General features: G+C 70.9%; 17 protein-coding genes and 1 riboswitch. Of the genes, 5 read left to right on the top strand and 12 right to left on the bottom strand.

The features are described from left to right. Positions 1-153 precede the first annotated feature (153 nt). A complete protein-coding gene (locus tag OG624_RS28200) occupies positions 154-927 on the top strand; it encodes a PE-PPE domain-containing protein (RefSeq protein ID WP_078909571.1) in 774 nt (257 codons plus the stop codon). Positions 928-1,017: 90 nt separating this feature from the next. Here OG624_RS28200 and mnmA read toward each other — a convergent pair whose 3' ends face one another. Then, a complete protein-coding gene (gene mnmA / locus OG624_RS28195; protein WP_033224541.1) occupies positions 1,018-2,151 on the bottom strand; it encodes a tRNA 2-thiouridine(34) synthase MnmA in 1,134 nt (377 codons plus the stop codon). 61 nt (positions 2,152-2,212) lie between these two features. Between mnmA and OG624_RS28190 the strand changes: the two genes are divergently transcribed. Then, positions 2,213-2,887, top strand: a complete 675-nt coding sequence (locus OG624_RS28190; RefSeq protein WP_033224540.1) for an N-acetylmuramoyl-L-alanine amidase — start codon at positions 2,213-2,215, stop codon at positions 2,885-2,887. Here the strand turns inward: OG624_RS28190 and OG624_RS28185 are convergent. The 11 genes from OG624_RS28185 to OG624_RS28135 form a co-directional block, all read right to left on the bottom strand. Beyond that, complete coding sequence (locus OG624_RS28185) at positions 2,880-4,043, bottom strand: cysteine desulfurase family protein (protein ID WP_033224539.1); 1,164 nt, start codon at positions 4,041-4,043, stop codon at positions 2,880-2,882. The two genes, OG624_RS28190 and OG624_RS28185, sit on opposite strands and share 8 nt — an antisense overlap. Before the next feature lie 107 nt (positions 4,044-4,150). Beyond that, positions 4,151-5,008 (bottom strand): thioesterase family protein, encoded by an 858-nt coding sequence (locus tag OG624_RS28180; RefSeq protein ID WP_033224537.1) that lies wholly within the window; start codon positions 5,006-5,008, stop codon positions 4,151-4,153. Positions 5,009-5,055: 47 nt separating this feature from the next. Then, a complete protein-coding gene (locus OG624_RS28175) occupies positions 5,056-5,712 on the bottom strand; it encodes a trimeric intracellular cation channel family protein (protein WP_033224535.1) in 657 nt (218 codons plus the stop codon). A gap of 241 nt (positions 5,713-5,953) precedes the next feature. Continuing rightward, entirely contained in the window at positions 5,954-7,048 is a 1,095-nt protein-coding gene (locus tag OG624_RS28170; protein WP_033224534.1) for an ABC transporter ATP-binding protein, read from the bottom strand. Positions 7,049-7,062: 14 nt separating this feature from the next. Then, positions 7,063-8,127: an ABC transporter ATP-binding protein gene (locus OG624_RS28165; protein ID WP_033224627.1), complete on the bottom strand. Its 1,065-nt coding sequence runs from the start codon at positions 8,125-8,127 to the stop codon at positions 7,063-7,065. 80 nt (positions 8,128-8,207) lie between these two features. Continuing rightward, on the bottom strand, positions 8,208-9,215 hold the full coding sequence (locus OG624_RS28160) for an ABC transporter permease (RefSeq protein ID WP_030725362.1): 1,008 nt from the start codon (positions 9,213-9,215) through the stop codon (positions 8,208-8,210). Positions 9,216-9,367: 152 nt separating this feature from the next. After that, positions 9,368-11,116: an ABC transporter substrate-binding protein gene (locus OG624_RS28155; protein ID WP_078909569.1), complete on the bottom strand. Its 1,749-nt coding sequence runs from the start codon at positions 11,114-11,116 to the stop codon at positions 9,368-9,370. A gap of 78 nt (positions 11,117-11,194) precedes the next feature. Next, the gene (locus OG624_RS28150) at positions 11,195-12,190 is read right to left on the bottom strand and encodes an ABC transporter permease (protein ID WP_033224625.1); all 996 of its coding nucleotides are present in this window, start codon (positions 12,188-12,190) and stop codon (positions 11,195-11,197) included. A 428-nt stretch (positions 12,191-12,618) separates the two neighbouring features. After that, positions 12,619-13,359 (bottom strand): enhanced serine sensitivity protein SseB C-terminal domain-containing protein, encoded by a 741-nt coding sequence (locus OG624_RS28145; protein WP_033224623.1) that lies wholly within the window; start codon positions 13,357-13,359, stop codon positions 12,619-12,621. A 94-nt stretch (positions 13,360-13,453) separates the two neighbouring features. Continuing rightward, on the bottom strand, positions 13,454-14,188 hold the full coding sequence (locus tag OG624_RS28140) for an enhanced serine sensitivity protein SseB (protein WP_033224530.1): 735 nt from the start codon (positions 14,186-14,188) through the stop codon (positions 13,454-13,456). A gap of 261 nt (positions 14,189-14,449) precedes the next feature. Beyond that, positions 14,450-15,106, bottom strand: a complete 657-nt coding sequence (locus OG624_RS28135) for an AAA family ATPase (protein ID WP_371588486.1) — start codon at positions 15,104-15,106, stop codon at positions 14,450-14,452. Positions 15,107-15,312: 206 nt separating this feature from the next. Then, a riboswitch (glycine riboswitch) is annotated at positions 15,313-15,416 on the top strand. Between the two features lie 175 nt (positions 15,417-15,591). Between OG624_RS28135 and gcvT the strand changes: the two genes are divergently transcribed. From gcvT to glyA, 3 genes are all read left to right on the top strand, one after another. Further along, positions 15,592-16,707 carry a glycine cleavage system aminomethyltransferase GcvT gene (gene gcvT / locus OG624_RS28130; protein WP_033224528.1) on the top strand — a complete coding sequence of 372 codons (1,116 nt, stop codon included), beginning with the start codon at positions 15,592-15,594 and terminating at the stop codon, positions 16,705-16,707. A 101-nt stretch (positions 16,708-16,808) separates the two neighbouring features. Then, on the top strand, positions 16,809-17,192 hold the full coding sequence (gene gcvH, locus OG624_RS28125; RefSeq protein WP_033224526.1) for a glycine cleavage system protein GcvH: 384 nt from the start codon (positions 16,809-16,811) through the stop codon (positions 17,190-17,192). A gap of 17 nt (positions 17,193-17,209) precedes the next feature. Then, positions 17,210-18,466: a serine hydroxymethyltransferase gene (gene glyA / locus OG624_RS28120; RefSeq protein WP_030763890.1), complete on the top strand. Its 1,257-nt coding sequence runs from the start codon at positions 17,210-17,212 to the stop codon at positions 18,464-18,466. Positions 18,467-18,644 lie beyond the last annotated feature (178 nt).

Here is an 18,644-nt window from a genome sequence, read left to right as displayed (position 1 = left end):
TCCGCCCGGAACCCGGTCAAACCACCGGGCACCGTCGACCGGCCACATATGGCCGGTTGCGGGCATGGTCCCGCGACCAGCACGAACACCACGATGAGTGCCGGTCGCCGCACCCGACGCGGTGCCCGTCTCGACCCAGGGGAGTTGACCCGTATGTCCACCACGAAGCCGAACAGGCTCGCCCGCCGCATCAAGTCCGTCGTCGCCTCGACGGTCCTCCTGCTCGCCGGCGCCGTGGCCGCGCCGGCCACCGCGCACGCCGCCCCGGCGAACCACTACTACATCCAGATCGGCGGCACCGGGGCGGCCGCCGAGGCGCCCGGGTGCACCACGAGCTTCGAGGCCGCGAACCGGCGTCTGAACGGGGGCATCGCGATTCCGGTCTGCTACGTGGCCAGCGGCGGCCCCTTCGTCGGGAGCCACAACGAGCAACCGGCCCCGTTCGCGCCGAGCTTCGGCGACAGCGTGAACCAGGGCTACTGGAATGCGAAGGCCGCCTTGGAGAACGCTTACCGGGCCGATCCGACGGCGACCTTCACCATCGCCGGCTACTCCCAGGGCGCCTGGGTCGGTGACCTGTTGCTCCAGACGATCGCGAACAACGGCACCGAGGTGCCGCGCGACCGGGTCGACGGCATGCTCTACTCCGACCCCATGCAGCCGGGAACCGGTTTCTGGCGGCTGGTCCCCCAGGGGGTTCTCATCCCGTTCGTGGCGTACTCCCCCGGCACCGGGCCGGAGGTGTTCCCCGGAGTCCCGGTCCAGCGCCACTGCATCAAGACCGACGGGGTGTGTGACGCGACGTCCCTGGATTCCTTCCCCGGCTTCCTGCAGCAGCACCCGCGCTACTTCCGGGAGGGCGAGATCATCGCGAGCACCCTCGCCCAGCACGGTGGCAGCGGGACCGTCTGGTACCCGGCGGCCTGATCCGGGCGGCGGCCCGCCACAGCACGACAGTATGACGCCGCGGTCCGCCCGGGGGGACGGACCGCGGCGTCATGCCGTGCACGGCGTCGTTCAGACGGTGGCGGTGGCCCGCGTCGTGGTCGCGATGGTGGCCGAGCCGACCACGCGGGTGCCGTCGTAGAGCACGATCGCCTGGCCGGGGGCCACGCCCCGGACCGGCTCGGTGAAGGAGACGCGCAGCTCGCCGTCCACGACCTCGGCGAAGACCTCGGTCTCGCCGCCGTGGGCGCGCAGCTGGGCGGTGTAGGTGCCCGGGGCGGCGGCCACGGCTCCGCACCAGCGGGGGCGGATCGCGGTGAGGGCGGTGACGTCGAGGGCCTCGACGGGGCCGACGGTGACGGTGTTGTTCACCGGGGAGATGTCGAGGACGTAGCGCGGCTTGCCGTCGGGGGCGGGGTGCCCGATGCGCAGGCCCTTGCGCTGGCCGATGGTGAAGCCGAAGGCGCCCTCGTGGGTGCCGACCTTCTCGCCGGTCGCCTCGTCGACGATGTCGCCCTCGGCCTTGCCGAGTCGGTTCGCGAGGAAGCCCTGGGTGTCGCCGTCGGCGATGAAGCAGATGTCGTGGCTGTCGGGCTTCTTCGCGACGGCCAGCCCCCGCTCCTCGGCCTCGGCGCGGATCTCTTCCTTGGTGGTGAGGGTGTCACCGAGCGGGAAGAGGGCGTGGGCGAGCTGCTTCTCGTCGAGGACGCCGAGGACGTACGACTGGTCCTTGGCCATGTCGGAGGCGCGGTGCAGCTCGCGGGAGCCGTCCTCGTTCAGCACGACGGTGGCGTAGTGGCCGGTGCAGACGGCGTCGAAGCCGAGCGCGAGGGCCTTGTCGAGCAGCGCCGCGAACTTGATCTTCTCGTTGCAGCGCAGGCACGGGTTCGGGGTGCGCCCGGCCTCGTACTCGGAGATGAAGTCCTCGACCACGTCCTCGCGGAAGCGCTCGGCGAGGTCCCAGACGTAGAACGGGATGCCGATGACGTCGGCGGCCCGGCGGGCGTCGCGGGAGTCCTCGATGGTGCAGCAGCCGCGGGCGCCGGTCCGGAAGGACTGCGGGTTCGCGGAGAGCGCGAGGTGGACGCCGGTGACGTCGTGCCCGGCTTCGACCGCGCGGGCGGCGGCGACGGCGGAGTCCACGCCCCCGGACATGGCGGCCAGGACGCGAAGGGGACGGGCGGTGCGCGGCAGGTTCTCAGTCATAGCACCGTCAAGAGTACGGGGGAACCGAGCGGGGTCACAGCGCGTTATCGGGGTACGGGGGGTGGATCACATCGTCGAGCAGGGGAACAACGGGAAGAAGTCGCCGGGGCGGACGCGCCGGGCCGTGCTCTTCGGCGGGCTCGGGGTCTTCGCGGCGGCGGCGGTGGCCGGCCGCGAGGAGATCGGTCGTGCCTGGTGGCTGCTACCGGGGGTGGACAAGCCGCGCAAGGAGGGCGAGCTCGACCACGCGGGCGCGAGCTGGACGTCGGCCTCGCCGGCGAACTGGCGCAAGGCGGACCGCCCGGCCGACTACCGGGTGGACCGGATAGTCGTCCATGTCACACAGGGCGGCTTCGAGTCCTCGGTGGACGCCTTCAAGAACCCCTGGCACAAGGCGTCGGCGCACTACATCGTGCGCGGGGACGGGCATGTGGAGCAGATGGTGCGCGAGCTGGACGTGGCCTTCCACTCGGGCAGCCGCTCGATGAACGAGCGCAGCGTCGGTATCGAGCACGTGGGCTTCGTCGACCGCCCGCAGGACTTCACGGACGCGATGTACGCGGCTTCGGCCCGGCTGGCGGCCGACATCTGCCGCCGGTACGACATACCGGCGGACCGTGCGCACATAGTCGGCCACTCCGAGGTCCCGGGCGCCGATCACACCGACCCCGGCCGCCACTGGGACTGGAGCCGCTACATCAGCCTGATCCGGACCGCTCTGAAGACTCCTAGCTGAGGCCGGCCGTGCGGGCGCGCTCGACCGCGGGGCCGATGGCCGCGGCCAGGGCCGCCACGTCCTCCTTGGTGGAGGTGTGGCCGAGGGAGAAGCGCAGGGTGCCGCGGGCCAGCTGGGGGTCGGTGCCGGCGGCCAGCAGGACGTGGCTGGGCTGGGCCACGCCGGCGGTGCAGGCGGAGCCGGTGGAGCATTCGATGCCCTGGGCGTCGAGCAGGAGCAGCAGCGAGTCGCCCTCGCAGCCGGGGAAGCTGAAGTGGGCGTTGGCGGGAAGCCGCTCGTCGGGGTCGCCGCCGAGGACGGCGTCGGGCACGGCCGCGCGGACGGCGGCGACCAGTTCGTCGCGCAGGGCGCCGATCTCGGTGGCGAAGCGTTCGCGCCGTTCGACGGCGAGCACGGCGGCCACGGCGAAGGCGGCGACGGCGGGGACGTCGAGGGTGCCGGAGCGGACGTGCCGCTCCTGGCCGCCGCCGTGCAGGACGGGTACGGGGCTCTGGTCGCGGCCGAGGAGCAGTGCGCCGATGCCGTAGGGGCCGCCGACCTTGTGGCCGCTGACGGTCATGGCGGCGAGGCCGCTGTCGCCGAAGTGGACGTCGAGCTGTCCGAGGGCCTGGACGGCGTCGGAGTGCAGCGGGATCCCGGACTCGCGGGCGATGGCGGCCAGTTCGCGGACCGGCATGACGGTGCCGATCTCGTTGTTGGCCCACATGACGGTGGCCAGGGCCACGTCGTCGGGGTTGCGCTCGACGGCCTCGCGGAAGGCCTCGGCGTGGACCCGCCCGTAGCGGTCCACGGGGAGGTACTCGACCTGTGCGCCCTCGTGCTCGGCGAGCCAATGGACGGCGTCGAGCACGGCGTGGTGCTCGACGGGGCTGGCGATGACCCGGGTGCGAGCGGGGTCCGCGTCGCGCCGGGCCCAGTAGAGGCCCTTGACGGCGAGGTTGTCGGCCTCCGTGCCACCGGCGGTGAAGACCACCTCGCTGGGGCGGGCGCCGACCGCCTCGGCGAAGGCCTCGCGGGCCTCCTCCACGGTACGGCGGGCCCGGCGGCCGGCGGCGTGCAGGGAGGAGGCGTTCCCCGTGGCGGCGAACTGCGCGGTCATCGCCGCGGCGGCCTCCGGCAGCATCGGGGTGGTGGCGGCGTGGTCGAGGTAGGCCATGATCCCCCGATTCTACGAGTCCACCGATGGCCGCTCGCGCCGCGGGACCCCACGATGGCCGGCAGAGCACTCCTGGGGTGCGCCCTGCCGGTCGGATCGGGGAGCGGTCAGGCCGGGCGCAGGGCGCGGGCCAGTTGGCGGGACTGCGCGACCAGGTGGTCCGACGAGTCCCAGACCTCGGCGTCCTCCTCCAGGAAGCCACCGGCCAGGTTGCGGGTGGTGATGGAGACCCGGAGCGGGCCGGGGGCCGGGCGGCGGCGGACGTGGGTGGTGAGTTCCACCGTCGGGGTCCAGGCCACCAGGCCGAGGTCGAAGGCGGTCGGCGGCAGCGCGTCGACGGCCAGGAGCATGGAGAGCGGGTCGGCGTCGCGGCCGTCGGCCAGCTCGAACCAGGCCCGCATCTCGCCCTTGCCGGAGGGCGCGCCGACGGCCCATCCGGCGGTGGCCGGGTCCAGCCGGAGCCGGAGGCGGTCCACGATGGCGGAGCTGCCGGGGATCGGGGCCGGGCCGGCCTCGGGGCCGATGCAGTCCTCGTAGGCCGGGATGGTGGGCGGCACGGCGACGGTGCGTACGTCGTCGGGCAGGGCCGCGAGGTCGCCGTAGGAGGCGAGGACGCGGATGCGCTCGATCTCGGCGCCGCTCTCGTCGTACTGGAACAGCGAGGCCTGGCCGGTGGAGAGGGTGCGGCCGACGCGGACGACCTCGGTGCGGATCACGGCGGGGCCGGGCACGGAGGAGGTCAGGTAGTGCGCGGAGACGGTGAAGGGGTCCGGGTGCGGGAGGGCCGCCGACAGGGCCCGGCCGACCAGGGCCAGCAGGTAGCCGCCGTTCACGGCGGCGATGATCGTCCAGCCGGCGGAGAGTTCCGCGTCGTACACCCCGGGCTCGCCCGCGCGTGCGGTGATGGCGGTGTCGCGGTCGAACTCACTGTCGCCGATGGATGCCTTGGCAGCTGCGTGTGACATGTAAACGACGGTACACCGGCTTGCTACTAAGCGGTAGCTTTCTTTTGTTACGGCTCCTCGGCCACCGACGACCGCCTGTTCCAGGCCAACGGCGCCCGCCAGTGGTAGCGCATGGCGAGCAGGCGCAGGACGAAGGTGGTGACGATCGCGAGGCCGGTGGTGATGCCGTTGAGGGCGTGCATGCTGATGAAGATCGCCACCATCGAGGCACCGACCAGCGCGGGGACGGCGTACATCTCGCGGTCGCGCAGCAGCGAGGGCACCTCGTTGACGAGCACGTCGCGCAGGACGCCGCCGCCGACGGCGGTGGTGACGCCGAGTGCCGCGGAGGCGGTGAGGCCGAGGCCGTACTCGTAGGCCTTGGTCGTACCCGTCACGCAGAACAGCCCGAGGCCGGCCGCGTCGAAGACGTTGATGGCGTGGTTGATCCGCTGGACCTCGGGGTGCAAGAAGTAGACGATCGCGGCGGCGACCAGCGGGGTCACGAAGAAGCTGAGTTCACCGAAGGCGGCGGGCGGCACGGCACCGATGACGAGGTCCCGGAAGAGACCGCCGCCCAGGGCCGTGACGAGCGCGAGGACGGCGATGCCGAAGACGTCGAAGTTCTTGCGTACGGCGAGGAGGGCGCCTGCGGTGGCGAAGACGAAGATGCCGGCGAGGTCCAGGGCATGCTGGATCCCGGGCGGGAAGAGATCGTGGAGCACCGGGCCATTGTCACCTGCGGCGGGCTCGGCGGAATGCGGGGCTCCGCCGAGGCCGGGTGCGGCGGGTGCGCCGGACGTGCCGTGCGGCCCCGCTGCGGGGCGCTGCCCCCGGGCCCCCGCGCCCCGATCGCCGGCGGGGCCGAGAGGGGAGCCGGAGCCGTCCGGTGGGGCCGAGAGGGGAGCCGGAGCCGTCCGGTGGGGCCGAAACCGCGCCGAAGGCGGTTTCGGCCCCACCGGACGGTTACTCCGTGACCTTGGCCACCGCGTCCGCCGCGCCCGGCAGGGGCTGGTCGCCCGGGGCCTGGTCGGGGGCGTTCTCCGGGTGGTGGCAGGCCACCTGGTGGCCCGGCTTCAACGCCAGCAGCGGCGGTTCCTGCGTCGCGCAGATCTGCGTGGCCTTCCAGCACCGGGTGTGGAAGCGGCAGCCGCTCGGCGGCGAGATCGGCGACGGGACGTCGCCCTTGAGCAGGATGCGGCCGCTCTTGGCGCCGCGCCGTCTCGGGTCGGGCACCGGCACGGCCGACATCAGGGCCGTGGTGTAGGGGTGCATCGGCGCCCCGTACAGCCCCTTGTTGTCGGCCAGCTCGACGATCTTGCCGAGGTACATCACGGCGATGCGGTCCGAGACGTGGCGGATGACCGACAGGTCGTGCGCGATGATCACGTAGGTGAGGCCGAGCTCGTCCTGGAGGTCGTCGAGCAGGTTCACCACCTGGGCCTGGATCGACACGTCCAGCGCCGAGACGGGCTCGTCCGCGACGACGAGCTTCGGCTTGAGCGCCAGGGCCCGCGCGATGCCGATGCGCTGGCGCTGACCGCCGGAGAACTCGTGCGGGTAGCGGTTGTAGTGCTCGGGGTTGAGGCCCACGAGCGACAGCAGCCGCTGGACCTCCGCCTTGAGCCCGCCCTCCGGGGTGACCTTCTGGAGCTTGAACGGCGCGCTGACGATGGTGCCCACCGTGTGGCGGGGGTTCAGCGAGCCGTACGGATCCTGGAAGATCATCTGCACGTCGCGGCGCAGCGGGCGCATGCCCGACACACCGAGGTGCGTGATGTCCTTGCCCTCGAACTCGATGGAGCCGCCGGTCGGCTCCAGCAGCCGAGTGATCAGCCGGCCCATGGTCGACTTCCCGCAGCCGGACTCGCCGACGATGCCGAGGGTCTCCCCGCGCCGGACGTCGAAGTCGAGGCCGTCGACGGCCTTGACCGCGCCCACCTGGCGGCGGATCAGGCCCTTGGTGATCGGGAAGTGCTTGGCCAGGCCGGTGACCTTGAGCAGGACCTCGGGAGACTCCTTGGCCTGCGCGGGGATGACCACCGTGTCCGGCTTCTTCATGTCAGGCGTCTCGGTCACAGCTTCGGCGCAATCTCTTCGGTCCAGATCCGGGTCCGCTCGTCCTGCGACATGTGGCAGGCGGACCAGTGACGGCTTTCGTCCTCGGTCAGCTCGGGCCGGACCGTGCGCGTCACGTTGCCCTTGGGCACGTCGGCGTACGGGCAGCGCGGGTTGAAGGCACAGCCGTCGGGGATGTTGATGAGGCTGGGCGGGGAGCCCTTGACCGGGATGAGGCGCTCGCTCTGTTCGCGGTCGATGCGCGGCATCGAGCCCAGCAGGCCCCAGGTGTAGGGGTGGCGGGGCTCGTAGAAGACCTTCTCGGCGGTGCCCCGCTCGACGCACCGGCCGCCGTACATGACGAGGATCTCGTCGGCCATCTCCGCGACGACACCGAGGTCGTGCGTGATCATGATGACGGCGGAGCCGAACTCCTTCTGCAGATCGCGGATCAGGTCCAGGATCTGTGCCTGCACGGTGACGTCCAGGGCCGTGGTCGGCTCGTCCGCGATCAGCAGGTCGGGGTTGTTGACCAGCGACATCGCGATCATCGCGCGCTGGCGCATGCCGCCGGAGAACTGGTGCGGATAGTCGTCGACGCGCTTGCCCGGTTCGGGGATGCCCACGCGGTCGAGCATCTCGACGGCCCGCTTGCGCGCCGTCTTCTTGTCGACGTCGTTGTGGACGCGGTACGCCTCGATGATCTGGGCGCCGATCGAGTAGTACGGGTGCAGCGCGCTCAGCGGATCCTGGAAGATCATCGCCATGTCGCGGCCCCGCAGCCGGCGCACCTCCTCGGGGTCGGCCGACAGCAGTTCCTTGCCGCCGAGCCAGATCTCGCCCGACATCTCGACGGTGGAGCGGCTCGCGGTGCTCGCCCGGTGCAGGCCCATGACGGCCAGCGAGGTGACGGACTTGCCGGAGCCGGACTCACCCACGATGCCGAGGGTGCGGCCCTTCTCCAGCTGGAAGGAGAGCCCGTCGACCGACTTGACGACGCCGTCGTCGGTGGGGAAGTGGACCTTGAGGTCGCGTACGTCGAGGAAGGCCTCGGAGGGCGGGCCGTCACCCGGTCCCGCCACGACGGCCGTGGCGGTGGCGGTGTGCGCGCCGCGCTCGGCGGCGGCTTCGCCGGCCTCGTTCCCCTTCGGAGTCGGATCGGTCACGACAGCCTCACCCTCGGGTCGATGATGGCGTAGACGAGGTCCACCACCAGGTTGCACAGCACGATGAAGGCTCCGGCGAAGAGGGTCACCCCGAGGATCTTCGGCAGGTCGTTCACCGCGATGGCGTGGTACGCGTACTCACCGATGCCGTGGTACGAGAAGACCGTCTCGGTGACGATGGCGCCGCCGAGGAGCAGCCCGAAGTCCATGCCGAAGATGGTCACGATGGGGGTCAGCGCGGAGCGCAGCCCGTGGCGGGTGACGACGACCCGTTCGCGCAGGCCCTTGGCGCGCGCGGTGCGGATGTAGTCCTCGCTCATGGTCTCCAGCATTCCGGCCCGGGTGAGCCGGGCGTAGAGCGCGGAGTAGAGGAAGGCGAGTGTGCACCAGGGCAGGACCAGCCCCTGGAACCAGGCGGCCGGATCCTCGGAGAAGTCCACGTACACATTGGTGAACACGGGCCAGTTGAAGACGAAGACGGCCAGCGAGAGCGTGCCGGTGAAGAACATCGGCAGGGAGACGCCGGCGAGGGCCACGCCCATCGCGAGCCGGTCGAAGAGCGAGCCCGGTCGCAGGGCCGACACCACACCGGTGGTCACACCGGTGATCAGCCAGATGACGGCCGCTCCCAGCGTGAGGGAGGCGGTGATGGGCAGCCGGGCGACGATGTCGGGCCAGACCTCGACGTGGTCCTTGAAGGAGTAGCCGAGGCAGGGGGCACTGCACTGCGAGGGGTCGGGGCCGTAGTTGAACTCACGGCCCGCGAAGATGCCCCGCAGGAAGTCCCAGTACTGCGCGTACAGGGGCTGGTCGAAACCGAGGTTCTTCTTGACCGCGGCGATGGACTCGGGCGAGGGGTTCTTGCCCACGTACTGGGTGGCCAGCGAGTCGGCCGTGCCGCCGGCCAGCCGGGGCAGCAGGAAGAAGATCGCGAAGGTGATCGCGCTGACTACGAGCAGCAGGAACACCGCGGCGAACAGCCGCCGGACGATGTACACAAACACGGGGGTCGGCTTCGGCGTCCGCCGGTCCGCCCCGCACCCCGGTCGGGGGCGCGGGACGGACCGGCGCGCGCACTGCTGCCTTCACCTGCCTTCCACGGTTCTGGCAGATCTGGCTGAGAGGGTCGAACTGCCTGAGGACTTGACGTCCGGGGTTACTTCAGGCCGATGTTGAGGTAGTCGTACTGACCGCTCCACGCCGGGTTGGAGACCACGTTGGTGAGCTTGGGCGAGCGGTAGTGCAGGACCTTGAAGTAGGTCAGGGGGACGATGACCGCCTGGTCCATGACCTTCTTGTCGATCTCGCCGTAGACCTTCTCGCGGGCGGCGGAGTCGGTGTTGGCGATGTTGTCGTTCAGCATCTTGTTGATCTCGGGGTCGTTCAGCTGCGACAGGTTGGTGTTGCCCGTCTTGCTGATCGCGTCACCGTGGACGACCTGCTGCAGGAAGCCGAAGCCGCTCGGCCAGTCGGCGCCCCACTGCATCATCATGAGGCCGATCTTGTTGTCCTCGGTGAACTTCGGGACGCCCGCGTAGTCGCTGAAGTACTTGCCGGCCGGGAACTGCTGGATCTTGACCGTGATCCCGATCTTCTTCAGGGACGCCTGGATGGCCGTGGCCATGTCGACCTCGCCGGCGCGGTCGTTGCGCGCGGTGATGGTGGTCTCGAAGCCGTTCGGCTGGCCGCAGGCGGTCAGCGCGGCCTTGGCCTTGGCCTCGTCGCCCTTGTCATCGGGGGTCTTGTAGGTGTTGAAGTCCACGTGACCCGGGATGTCGGTCGGCAGGACGGTGCTGGCGATGGCGCCACGGATCGGGCCGCCGAAGGCGGTCTGCACCGACACCTTGTCGATCGCGTACTGGACCGCCTTGCGGCACTCGACGTTGTCGAAGGGTGCCACCTTGGTGTTCATCGCCATGTAGACCAGGCGACCACCCTCGGCGTTGTCGGTGTTGGGGTCCTTCGAGGTCAGCAGCTCGGTCTGGGTCTGCTGGGCCACACCGTTACCGACGATGTCGATGTGGGTGTTGCCGGCCTTCAGGTTGGAGTCGATCGTCTCCTGGTTGACCTTCAGCTTGACGACGATCTTCTCCGGGAGCTGCTTGCGCAGCGGGTCCGTGGAGGCGTCCCAGTTGGGGTTGCGGACCAGGACGGCCTGCTTGTCGTGCTCGTAGCTCTCGAACATGTACGAGCCCGAGGAGACGATGTTCTTCACATAGTCCGCGCCGTTGTCCTTGGCCTTCGGCACGGGGGCCGACTGCGGGTTCGCGAGCAGGTAGTCGAACTCGGCGAACGGCTGCTTCAGCTTGAAGACGATCGTCTGGTCGTCGGGGGTCTCGATGGACTGCAGTCCCGTGTCGGACTTGTCCTTGTACGGGCCCTCGTACGGGGTCTCGTTGTTCTTGAGGTACTGCGCGAGGTAGTTCGGGCCGTTGGAGTGCACGTCACGCGCGAAGTTGCTGCGCTCGACCGCGTACTTGACGTCCTTGGACGTGACCAGCGAGCCGTCGCTGTACTTGACGCCCTTGCGCAGCTTGTACGTCCAGGTGGCGCCGCCGTCGGTCGGCACGCCGAGGCCCTCGGCGAGGTCCGGGACCACCTTGTTGCCCTCGGCGCCCGGGGCGGGCGCGAAGGTGGTCAGCGGACGGGCGTACAGGCGGCTGAAGTTGAAGACGAAGCCGTAGTACGTGTTGCCGGGGTCGAAGGAGTCGGGGGTGTCGGACGCCTCGTAGACGACCGTCCCGCCCTTCTTGTCCGAGGCGTTGACCACGGCCTTGACGGCGGCGTTGGCCCCGGCCGACTTGTCGTCACCGGCGGTCTTGTCACCACCATTGCAGGCGGAGGCGGTGAGGGCGACGGTGATGGCGGCGGCAAGCACCGCGGCTGTTCTCGACCTGCTTCTCATGGCGGAGTGATGCCCCCTGATTCGGAGTGATGGTGGGTACTGGCGGAGCCTCGGCCGGGTGCCCGAGGAGCGGGAGGGTCAGCGCGAGCTCTTGGGGTCCAGGGCGTCGCGCAGACCGTCGCCCAGGAGGTTGAAGGCGAGCACGGTGACGAAGATCGCCATGCCCGGGACGACCATGAACATCGGGTCGACCTTGTAGTAGGCCACGGCGGAGCTGAGCATTCCGCCCCATGAGGCCTGCGGCGGCTGGATACCCACGCCGAGGAAGCTCAGGGAGGCCTCGAAGAGGATGTTGGTCGGGATGAGCAGCGTGGAGTAGACGAGGATCGGGGCCACCAGGTTCGGCAGGAGCTCCCGGAAGACGATGAAGGGGCCGCGGGCACCGAGACTGCGGGCCGCGTCGACGAACTCCCGCTCGCGCAGCGACAGGGTCTGTCCGCGCACGATGCGTCCGATGTAGGGCCAGCTGAAGAAGCCGATCACGAAGATCAACACGCTGATGTGCAGCGGCAGTCCGTCGAGGCCGAAGGCCCCGCCCTGGAGGGCGGCCGAGATGGAGATCGCGAAGAGCAGCAGCGGGAAGGCGAGGAAGGTGTCCATCATGCGGCTGATCACCGTGTCGGCCCAGCCTCCGTAGTACCCGGCGATGATGCCGAGCACGGAGCCGATGAACACCGAGACCACGGTCGACCCGAAGGCGACCAGCAGGGAGACCCAGGAGCCTTCGAGGATGCGGGTGGCGATGTCGCGGCCGAACTTCGGCTCCACGCCGAGCGGGTGCTCCCAGCTGATGCCGCCGAAGGAGCCGACGGGGGTGGCCAGGGAGGGGTCGATGAGGTCCTGGTGGAGGGCGTCCGGGTCCAGCCCGAAGATCCACTGGATCGGCTGCGAGAGCATGGCCAGCACCACGAGCAGCAGCACGACCGCGCCGCCGGCCAGCGCCACCTTGTCCCGCTTGAGTCTGATCCACGCGATCCGGCCGAGCGAGCGCCCCTCGATCGCCTTTCGCGGAACCTCGGAGGTGGTCACGGCCGCGGGCTCGGCCGCGCTCATGTCCTGCAGTGGTGCCGTCATCGTGGTGGGACCCCTCTCGGCCGACATCGGTCGGCCCATGCCCGCCGCTGTGGCGGCTTGGTTCAATCGGCGTCGCTGGTGGTGCGATTGGCACGAAATGTGCCGGAAGTGCACGTGAAGAGCTGGCGTTTGCGAGATGGACCTGTCTTCGGTGGGGTGGAGTCTTCAACGCCCTCTCGAGCGCCCGCCAGACCCCCCGGGGATGTGATGCGCAACCGTGATCTACGCCTACACCTTCCGTTATCCGAACCCCGGGATCTGTTGAGCGGTGAAACACCGCCCGTTCGGCACGGAACGGACATCCGGCCCAACTGCCCTTTCGGGCATGGATCTTGGGCGGTTTCACCGGATAAGCCGAAGGCCGCACCGATGGGTATCGGTGCGGCCTTCACGACGAATGTCTCGATATGCGGATATCGCGGAACGGGTCAGTAGGTCGGCGCCTGACCCTCGCGGTCGTAGAAGGGGCGGCTCTGCGCGCGCAGCCACATGGCGACGGGGTCGTGCTCGTCCCCGAGCGCGACCGTGCACACCGGGACCCCCTCGGGGACCACCCCGACCGACTGCCGCATCATCTCCCGTACGGATTCCAGCGCGGGCGCGGAGGCGTCGTACAGGTCCAGCCCGATCGCGAGGTACGGGGAGCCGAGCGCGGGCTGCACCCACGCGCGGCGCAACGACCGCACGGCCGGGGTGCGGTGCGCGTGCTGGGTCAGCAGCCCGTAGAACTGCGGGAGCTCGATCGCGGGCTCGGACAGCCGCAGCGGACCGGCCGGCATCCGGTCCAGGCCGGTGGCGATCCGGCGCAGGTCGGCCCAGGGCACGCCGAGGCCGCCGCCCTGGGCGTGCGGGTTGAGCCACAGGCCCCAGCGGTCGGGGTACAGCGCTCGGGCGATGTCCCGCCCGGTGACCACCTCGTAGCCCCGGTTCCAGCCGCTGGCGGCCAGCTCCTGGGGGGAGGTGACGCAGGGCGCGTACCCGAGGCTCTCGACCTCCATACCGCCGTACTGGGCGTCCGGGGAACCCGGCTGCCCTTGCCAGAGCAACATCCACAGCCGGCCCTCGGCGAGGGCGTGCAGGAGTGCCTCGTAACTCTCGTAGCGCCCGGGAGTCACCTGGCGCATCATGTGCTCGACCTGCCCGGCCGCGGCCGTGCCTGACGCACTCACCCGGAACCCCTCTTCGTCCGCCCGTCGCTCCACGCGTGTCCTCCGAACCGGCAGTCGCGCGTGCGGCCAGGAGATGTAACCAGCTTAAGCGGCCCTACGGCAGGTAGAAGGGGCGTACGCGCTCACGAATCCAGTCCGTGACCGGGTCCTGGGCGGCGTCCAACAGGATCAACTGCACCGGCCACGGCGGCGGGACCCGGGTCAGGGCCCGCTGGAGCGCCTCCATCGGCGCGCTCTGCGTCTCGGGTTCCCATCCCACCAGGCGGACACCGACGAACAGCTGGGGCGCCCCGCCCTCGATGCTGGCGAGGCAGCGGTGCGCGGCGGCGACCATCCCGGTGGCCCGGAACTCCTCCGTGGCGGCGGCCAGGAAATCCACCGGGTCTTCCTGCCAGTCGGGCTCGTAGAGCCGGACCCGGCCGCCGGTGGCCGGACCGTCGAGCGGGGTCCGGCCGGTACGGCAGAGCTCCGCGACGGCGGGCGGCGGCAGCGGTACGCCGACGGCGCCCTCGGGATTGAGGGCGATGCCGAGCTGCGGGGGCAGGCCGCGGGCGAACTCGACGGCGGGAGCCACCGCGAAGTCCATGCCGGGGCCGACGCAGGCGAGGAACTGGGCCTCGGAGCTGTAGACGGGGACGTACGCCGCCCCGCCGATGTCCATGGTGGGCAGGTCGAGGGCGCCCGCCGTCGGGCCGCCCCCGCCCGGCAGGGGGACCCACACCTGGCTGCGCCCGAGGACCTCCAGGATCCGCCCCCCGGCGTCAGGCTGCCCGAGCGCCGCCCCGAGCACCTGCTCCAGCTCATTCCCCGGCCAGCCGCTGCCCTGCATGTCCTGTGCCTCCGTGATCCCGCCGCGTGTCGCCCCGCAGGGTACCGGCCCCGCCCCCACCCTCGCCGCCGGGGTTCGGCCGGCGCCGAAAAGACCGGGGCTCCGCCCCGAACCCCGCGCCTCGAACGCCGGCGGGGCTTGATTTCGGTCCGGGTCGCGCCCACGGCCGGGGTCGGTTGCCACGCAGCGGCAGATCCAGCCCCTCCGGCGTTTGAGGAGCGGGTCCGGGCAGAGCCCGGCAGCGGCGCCGCGCCCGGCCGGTCAGGCGGTGAAGGCGATGCGGGTCACGGTCGCGGCCGAGCGGCGGTCCAGGAGGGTCACCGAGGCGCAGCCGGCGGGCGGGCGGCCCGCCTCGGCCTCGCGGAGCAGCCGGGTCACCGCGCCGCGGTGGCGGGCGAAGGCGTAGGCGGAGACCCGGCGGCCGCGCGCGACCTGGCCGGAGAGGGCCTCCTCGGGGCTGCTGTCCAGCAGGAGCAGGTGCAGCGCCCGGCCCCGGCGGCGCGCGGCGGCCGCCAGCAGGCCGCGTACCCAGGTCTGCGTGCCGCAGTCGTGGACCACCACGGAGGCCCCGGAACGCAGGATCCGCCAGAGCCCCCAGTAGTGCGCGGCGCGCACCAGCGGCCGGTACACCGCGTACGGCAGCGCCGCGGGCATGCGGCGCTCCCAGCGCTCGCGGGTGTCCTGGGAGTCCACCGCCCCGCCCTCGGCGGCCGCCCGCTTGATCAGCGTGCTCTTGCCGCCGCCGGGCAGACCGGACACCACGACGATGTCACCGGCCGCGAAGCCGAGCCGGTGCGCGGCGGGCGCGGCCGGTCCGCGCAGGTCACGCACGCGGCCGAGGCCGGTCTCGGCCGCCCGCCCGCGCCCGCGCACGCCGCGCTGCGTCGGCACCGCCTCCACGGTTCCCGTCGTCGTCACCACTCCGAATCTCCGCACAGTGTTCGCCTCCCCCGATTCGGGTCACCAGGACCCTTGCCCACTGAGTGTAAAGAGACGGTAATCCGGCGGCCCCGGTTCCGGTCGGGCCCTTCGGAGAGCCGTACGAACTTTCGGACCCCGCCGCCCGATCTCGGGCATGGCGTGCAATGATGTGCGCCATCTGGACCAACTGCATACCGGCCGCTTGAATCCGCGCGGGAGAGTCCCGGCACGCCGCAAGGCCGTGCGCGGGCGCCGAAGGAGCAAGAACCTCCCTTGAATCTCTCAGGCCCCGTACCGCGTGGATGAGGCAGATCTGAAAAGCGAGCTGCTGCGCAGCTCCACCCAAGGTGCAAGTCGATGAGAAGAACCGGCGATCGATCGATCGGCGGAACTCTCGGCGAACCTCTCAGGTTCCGATGACAGATGGGGAGGAACGTCCTCGTCATGTCATGTCGATGCCCTGGGACCCGGGAGCCACACCCATGAGCACTGCCCCCCGCCTGACCGCCCTCGATGCGCTGCACCGCTCGCTCGGTGCGACCATGACCGATTTCGCGGGCTGGGACATGCCGCTGCGGTACGCCAGCGAGCGCGACGAGCACAACGCCGTACGGACCAAGGCCGGTCTCTTCGACCTCTCCCACATGGGCGAGATCACGCTGACCGGCCCGGAGGCCGTGAAGGCCCTGGACTACGCGCTGGTCGGCAACATCTCCACCGTCGGCGTGGGCCGCGCCCGCTACACGCACATCTGTCAGGAGGACGGCGGGATCGTCGACGACCTGATCGTCTACCGCCTCGGCGAGACGGAGTACATGGTCGTCGCCAACGCCTCCAACGCCCAGGTCGTCCTGGACGCCCTGACCGAGCGCGCCGCCGGCTTCGACACCGAGGTCCGTGACGACCGTGACGCGTACGCGCTGATCGCGGTGCAGGGCCCCGAGTCCCCCGGCATCCTGGCGTCCCTGACCGACGCCGACCTGGACGGCCTGAAGTACTACGCCGGCCTGCCGGGCACCGTCGCGGGCGTGCCCGCGCTGATCGCGCGTACGGGCTACACGGGCGAGGACGGCTTCGAGCTGTTCGTCGCCCCCGAGCACGCCGTGGAGCTGTGGCAGGCGCTGACCAAGGCGGGCGAGGGCGTCGGCCTGGTCCCGGCCGGCCTGTCCTGCCGCGACACCCTGCGCCTGGAAGCGGGCATGCCGCTGTACGGGCACGAGCTGACCACCTCCCTCACCCCGTTCGACGCGGGCCTGGGTCGGGTCGTGAAGTTCGAGAAGGAGGGGGACTTCGTCGGCCGCGCCGCGCTGGAGGCCGCCGCCGAGCGCGCCGCCACCAACCCCCCGCGCAAGCTGGTCGGCCTGATCGCCGAGGGCCGCCGCGTCCCGCGCGCCGGTTTCCCGGTCGTCGCCGACGGTCAGGTCATCGGCGAGGTCACCTCCGGCGCCCCGTCCCCGACGCTGGGCAAGCCGCTCGCGATGGCGTACGTGGACGCGGCGCACGCCGCGCCCGGCACGTCCGGCGTCGGCGTCGACATTCGCGGTACGCATGAGCCGTACGAGGTCGTGGCGCTGCCGTTCTACAAGCGGCAGAAGTAACCCCACGCACCACGTCCGCCGTCCGGGAATCCGTGCGGCGCCGTCTCAGTACCCAAGACCGCAGTTCGTATCCACTCCCCCGCATCCAGGAGAATCAGGTCATGAGCAACCCCCAGCAGCTGCGTTTCAGCAAGGAGCACGAGTGGCTGTCGGCCGCCGAGGACGGCGTCGCGACGGTCGGCATCACGGAGTTCGCGGCCAACGCGCTCGGTGACGTCGTCTACGCCCAGCTCCCCGAGGTCGGCGACACGGTGACCGCGGGCGAGACCTGTGGCGAGCTGGAGTCGACGAAGTCGGTCAGCGACCTGTACTCCCCCGTCACCGGTGAGGTCGTCGAGTTCAACCAGGACGTCGTGGACGACCCGGCGCTCGTGAACACCGCACCGTTCGAGGGTGGCTGGCTGTTCAAGGTGCGCGTCTCGGCGGAGCCGGACGACCTGCTCTCCGCCGACGAGTACGCCGCGCTCACCCACTCCGACAACTGACACCCCAGGGGATCCTGATGTCTGTTCTCAACACCCCTCTGCACGAGCTCGACCCGGACGTCGCCGCCGCCGTCGACGCCGAGCTCGTGCGCCAGCAGTCGACCCTGGAAATGATCGCGTCGGAGAACTTCGCTCCGGTCGCCGTCATGGAGGCCCAGGGCTCGGTCCTGACCAACAAGTACGCCGAGGGCTACCCGGGCCGCCGCTACTACGGTGGCTGCGAGCACGTCGACGTCGTCGAGCAGATCGCGATCGACCGCATCAAGGCGCTGTTCGGCGCCGAGGCCGCGAACGTCCAGCCGCACTCCGGTGCGCAGGCCAACGCGGCCGCGATGTTCGCGCTGCTGAAGCCGGGCGACACGATCATGGGCCTGAACCTGGCCCACGGCGGTCACCTGACCCACGGCATGAAGATCAACTTCTCCGGCAAGCTCTACAACGTGGTCCCGTACCACGTCGACGAGACCGGTGAGGTCGACATGGCCGAGGTCGAGCGCCTCGCCAAGGAGTCCAAGCCGCAGCTGATCGTCGCCGGCTGGTCCGCCTACCCGCGCCAGCTGGACTTCGCCGCCTTCCGCCGCATCGCGGACGAGGTCGGCGCGTACCTGATGGTCGACATGGCGCACTTCGCCGGCCTGGTCGCCGCGGGGCTGCACCCGAACCCGGTGCCGCACGCCCACGTCGTCACCACCACCACGCACAAGACCCTCGGCGGTCCGCGCGGCGGTGTGATCCTGTCGACGCAGGAGCTGGCCAAGAAGATCAACTCCGCGGTCTTCCCGGGCCAGCAGGGCGGCCCGCTGGAGCACGTGATCGCGGCCAAGGCCGTCTCCTTCAAGGTCGCGGCCTCGCCCGAGTTCAAGGAGCGCCAGGAGCGCACCCTGGAGGGTGCGAAGATCCTCGCCGCCCGCCTGGTCCAGGACGACGTCAAGGCCGTGGGCGTGGACGTCCTCACCGGTGGCACCGACGTGCACCTGGTCCTGGTCGACCTGCGCAACTCGGAGCTGGACGGCCAGCAGGCCGAGGACCGCCTCCACGAGGTGGGCATCACGGTCAACCGCAACGCCATCCCGAACGACCCGCGGCCGCCGATGGTCACCTCGGGTCTGCGGATCGGTACGCCGGCGCTGGCCACCCGCGGTTTCGACGCCGAGGCCTTCACCGAGGTCGCCGAGATCATCGCCCAGGCGCTGAAGCCCGCGTACGACAGCGAGGCCCTGAAGGCTCGCGTCTCCGCGCTCGCCGCGAAGTTCCCGCTGTACCCGACGCTCTAACCGGCGTCCGGCCGACGGCCACGGAAGGGCCCGGCCTTGTCACCGCACAGGCCGGGCCCTTCTCGTGACCGGGGCCCACGACCGCTCGACGTGGTCGCAGTGAGTTCTCGCCCCCGCCCCTTCCCCTCCCGGCGGTCGCGGCGCCCCGCACCGGCGCCCCGCCCCGCCCCCTGGTCCG

It is taken from the genome of Streptomyces virginiae (assembly GCF_041432505.1).
GTDB lineage: Bacteria > Actinomycetota > Actinomycetes > Streptomycetales > Streptomycetaceae > Streptomyces > Streptomyces virginiae_A.
This window is presented reverse-complemented; position numbering and strand designations above follow the sequence as displayed.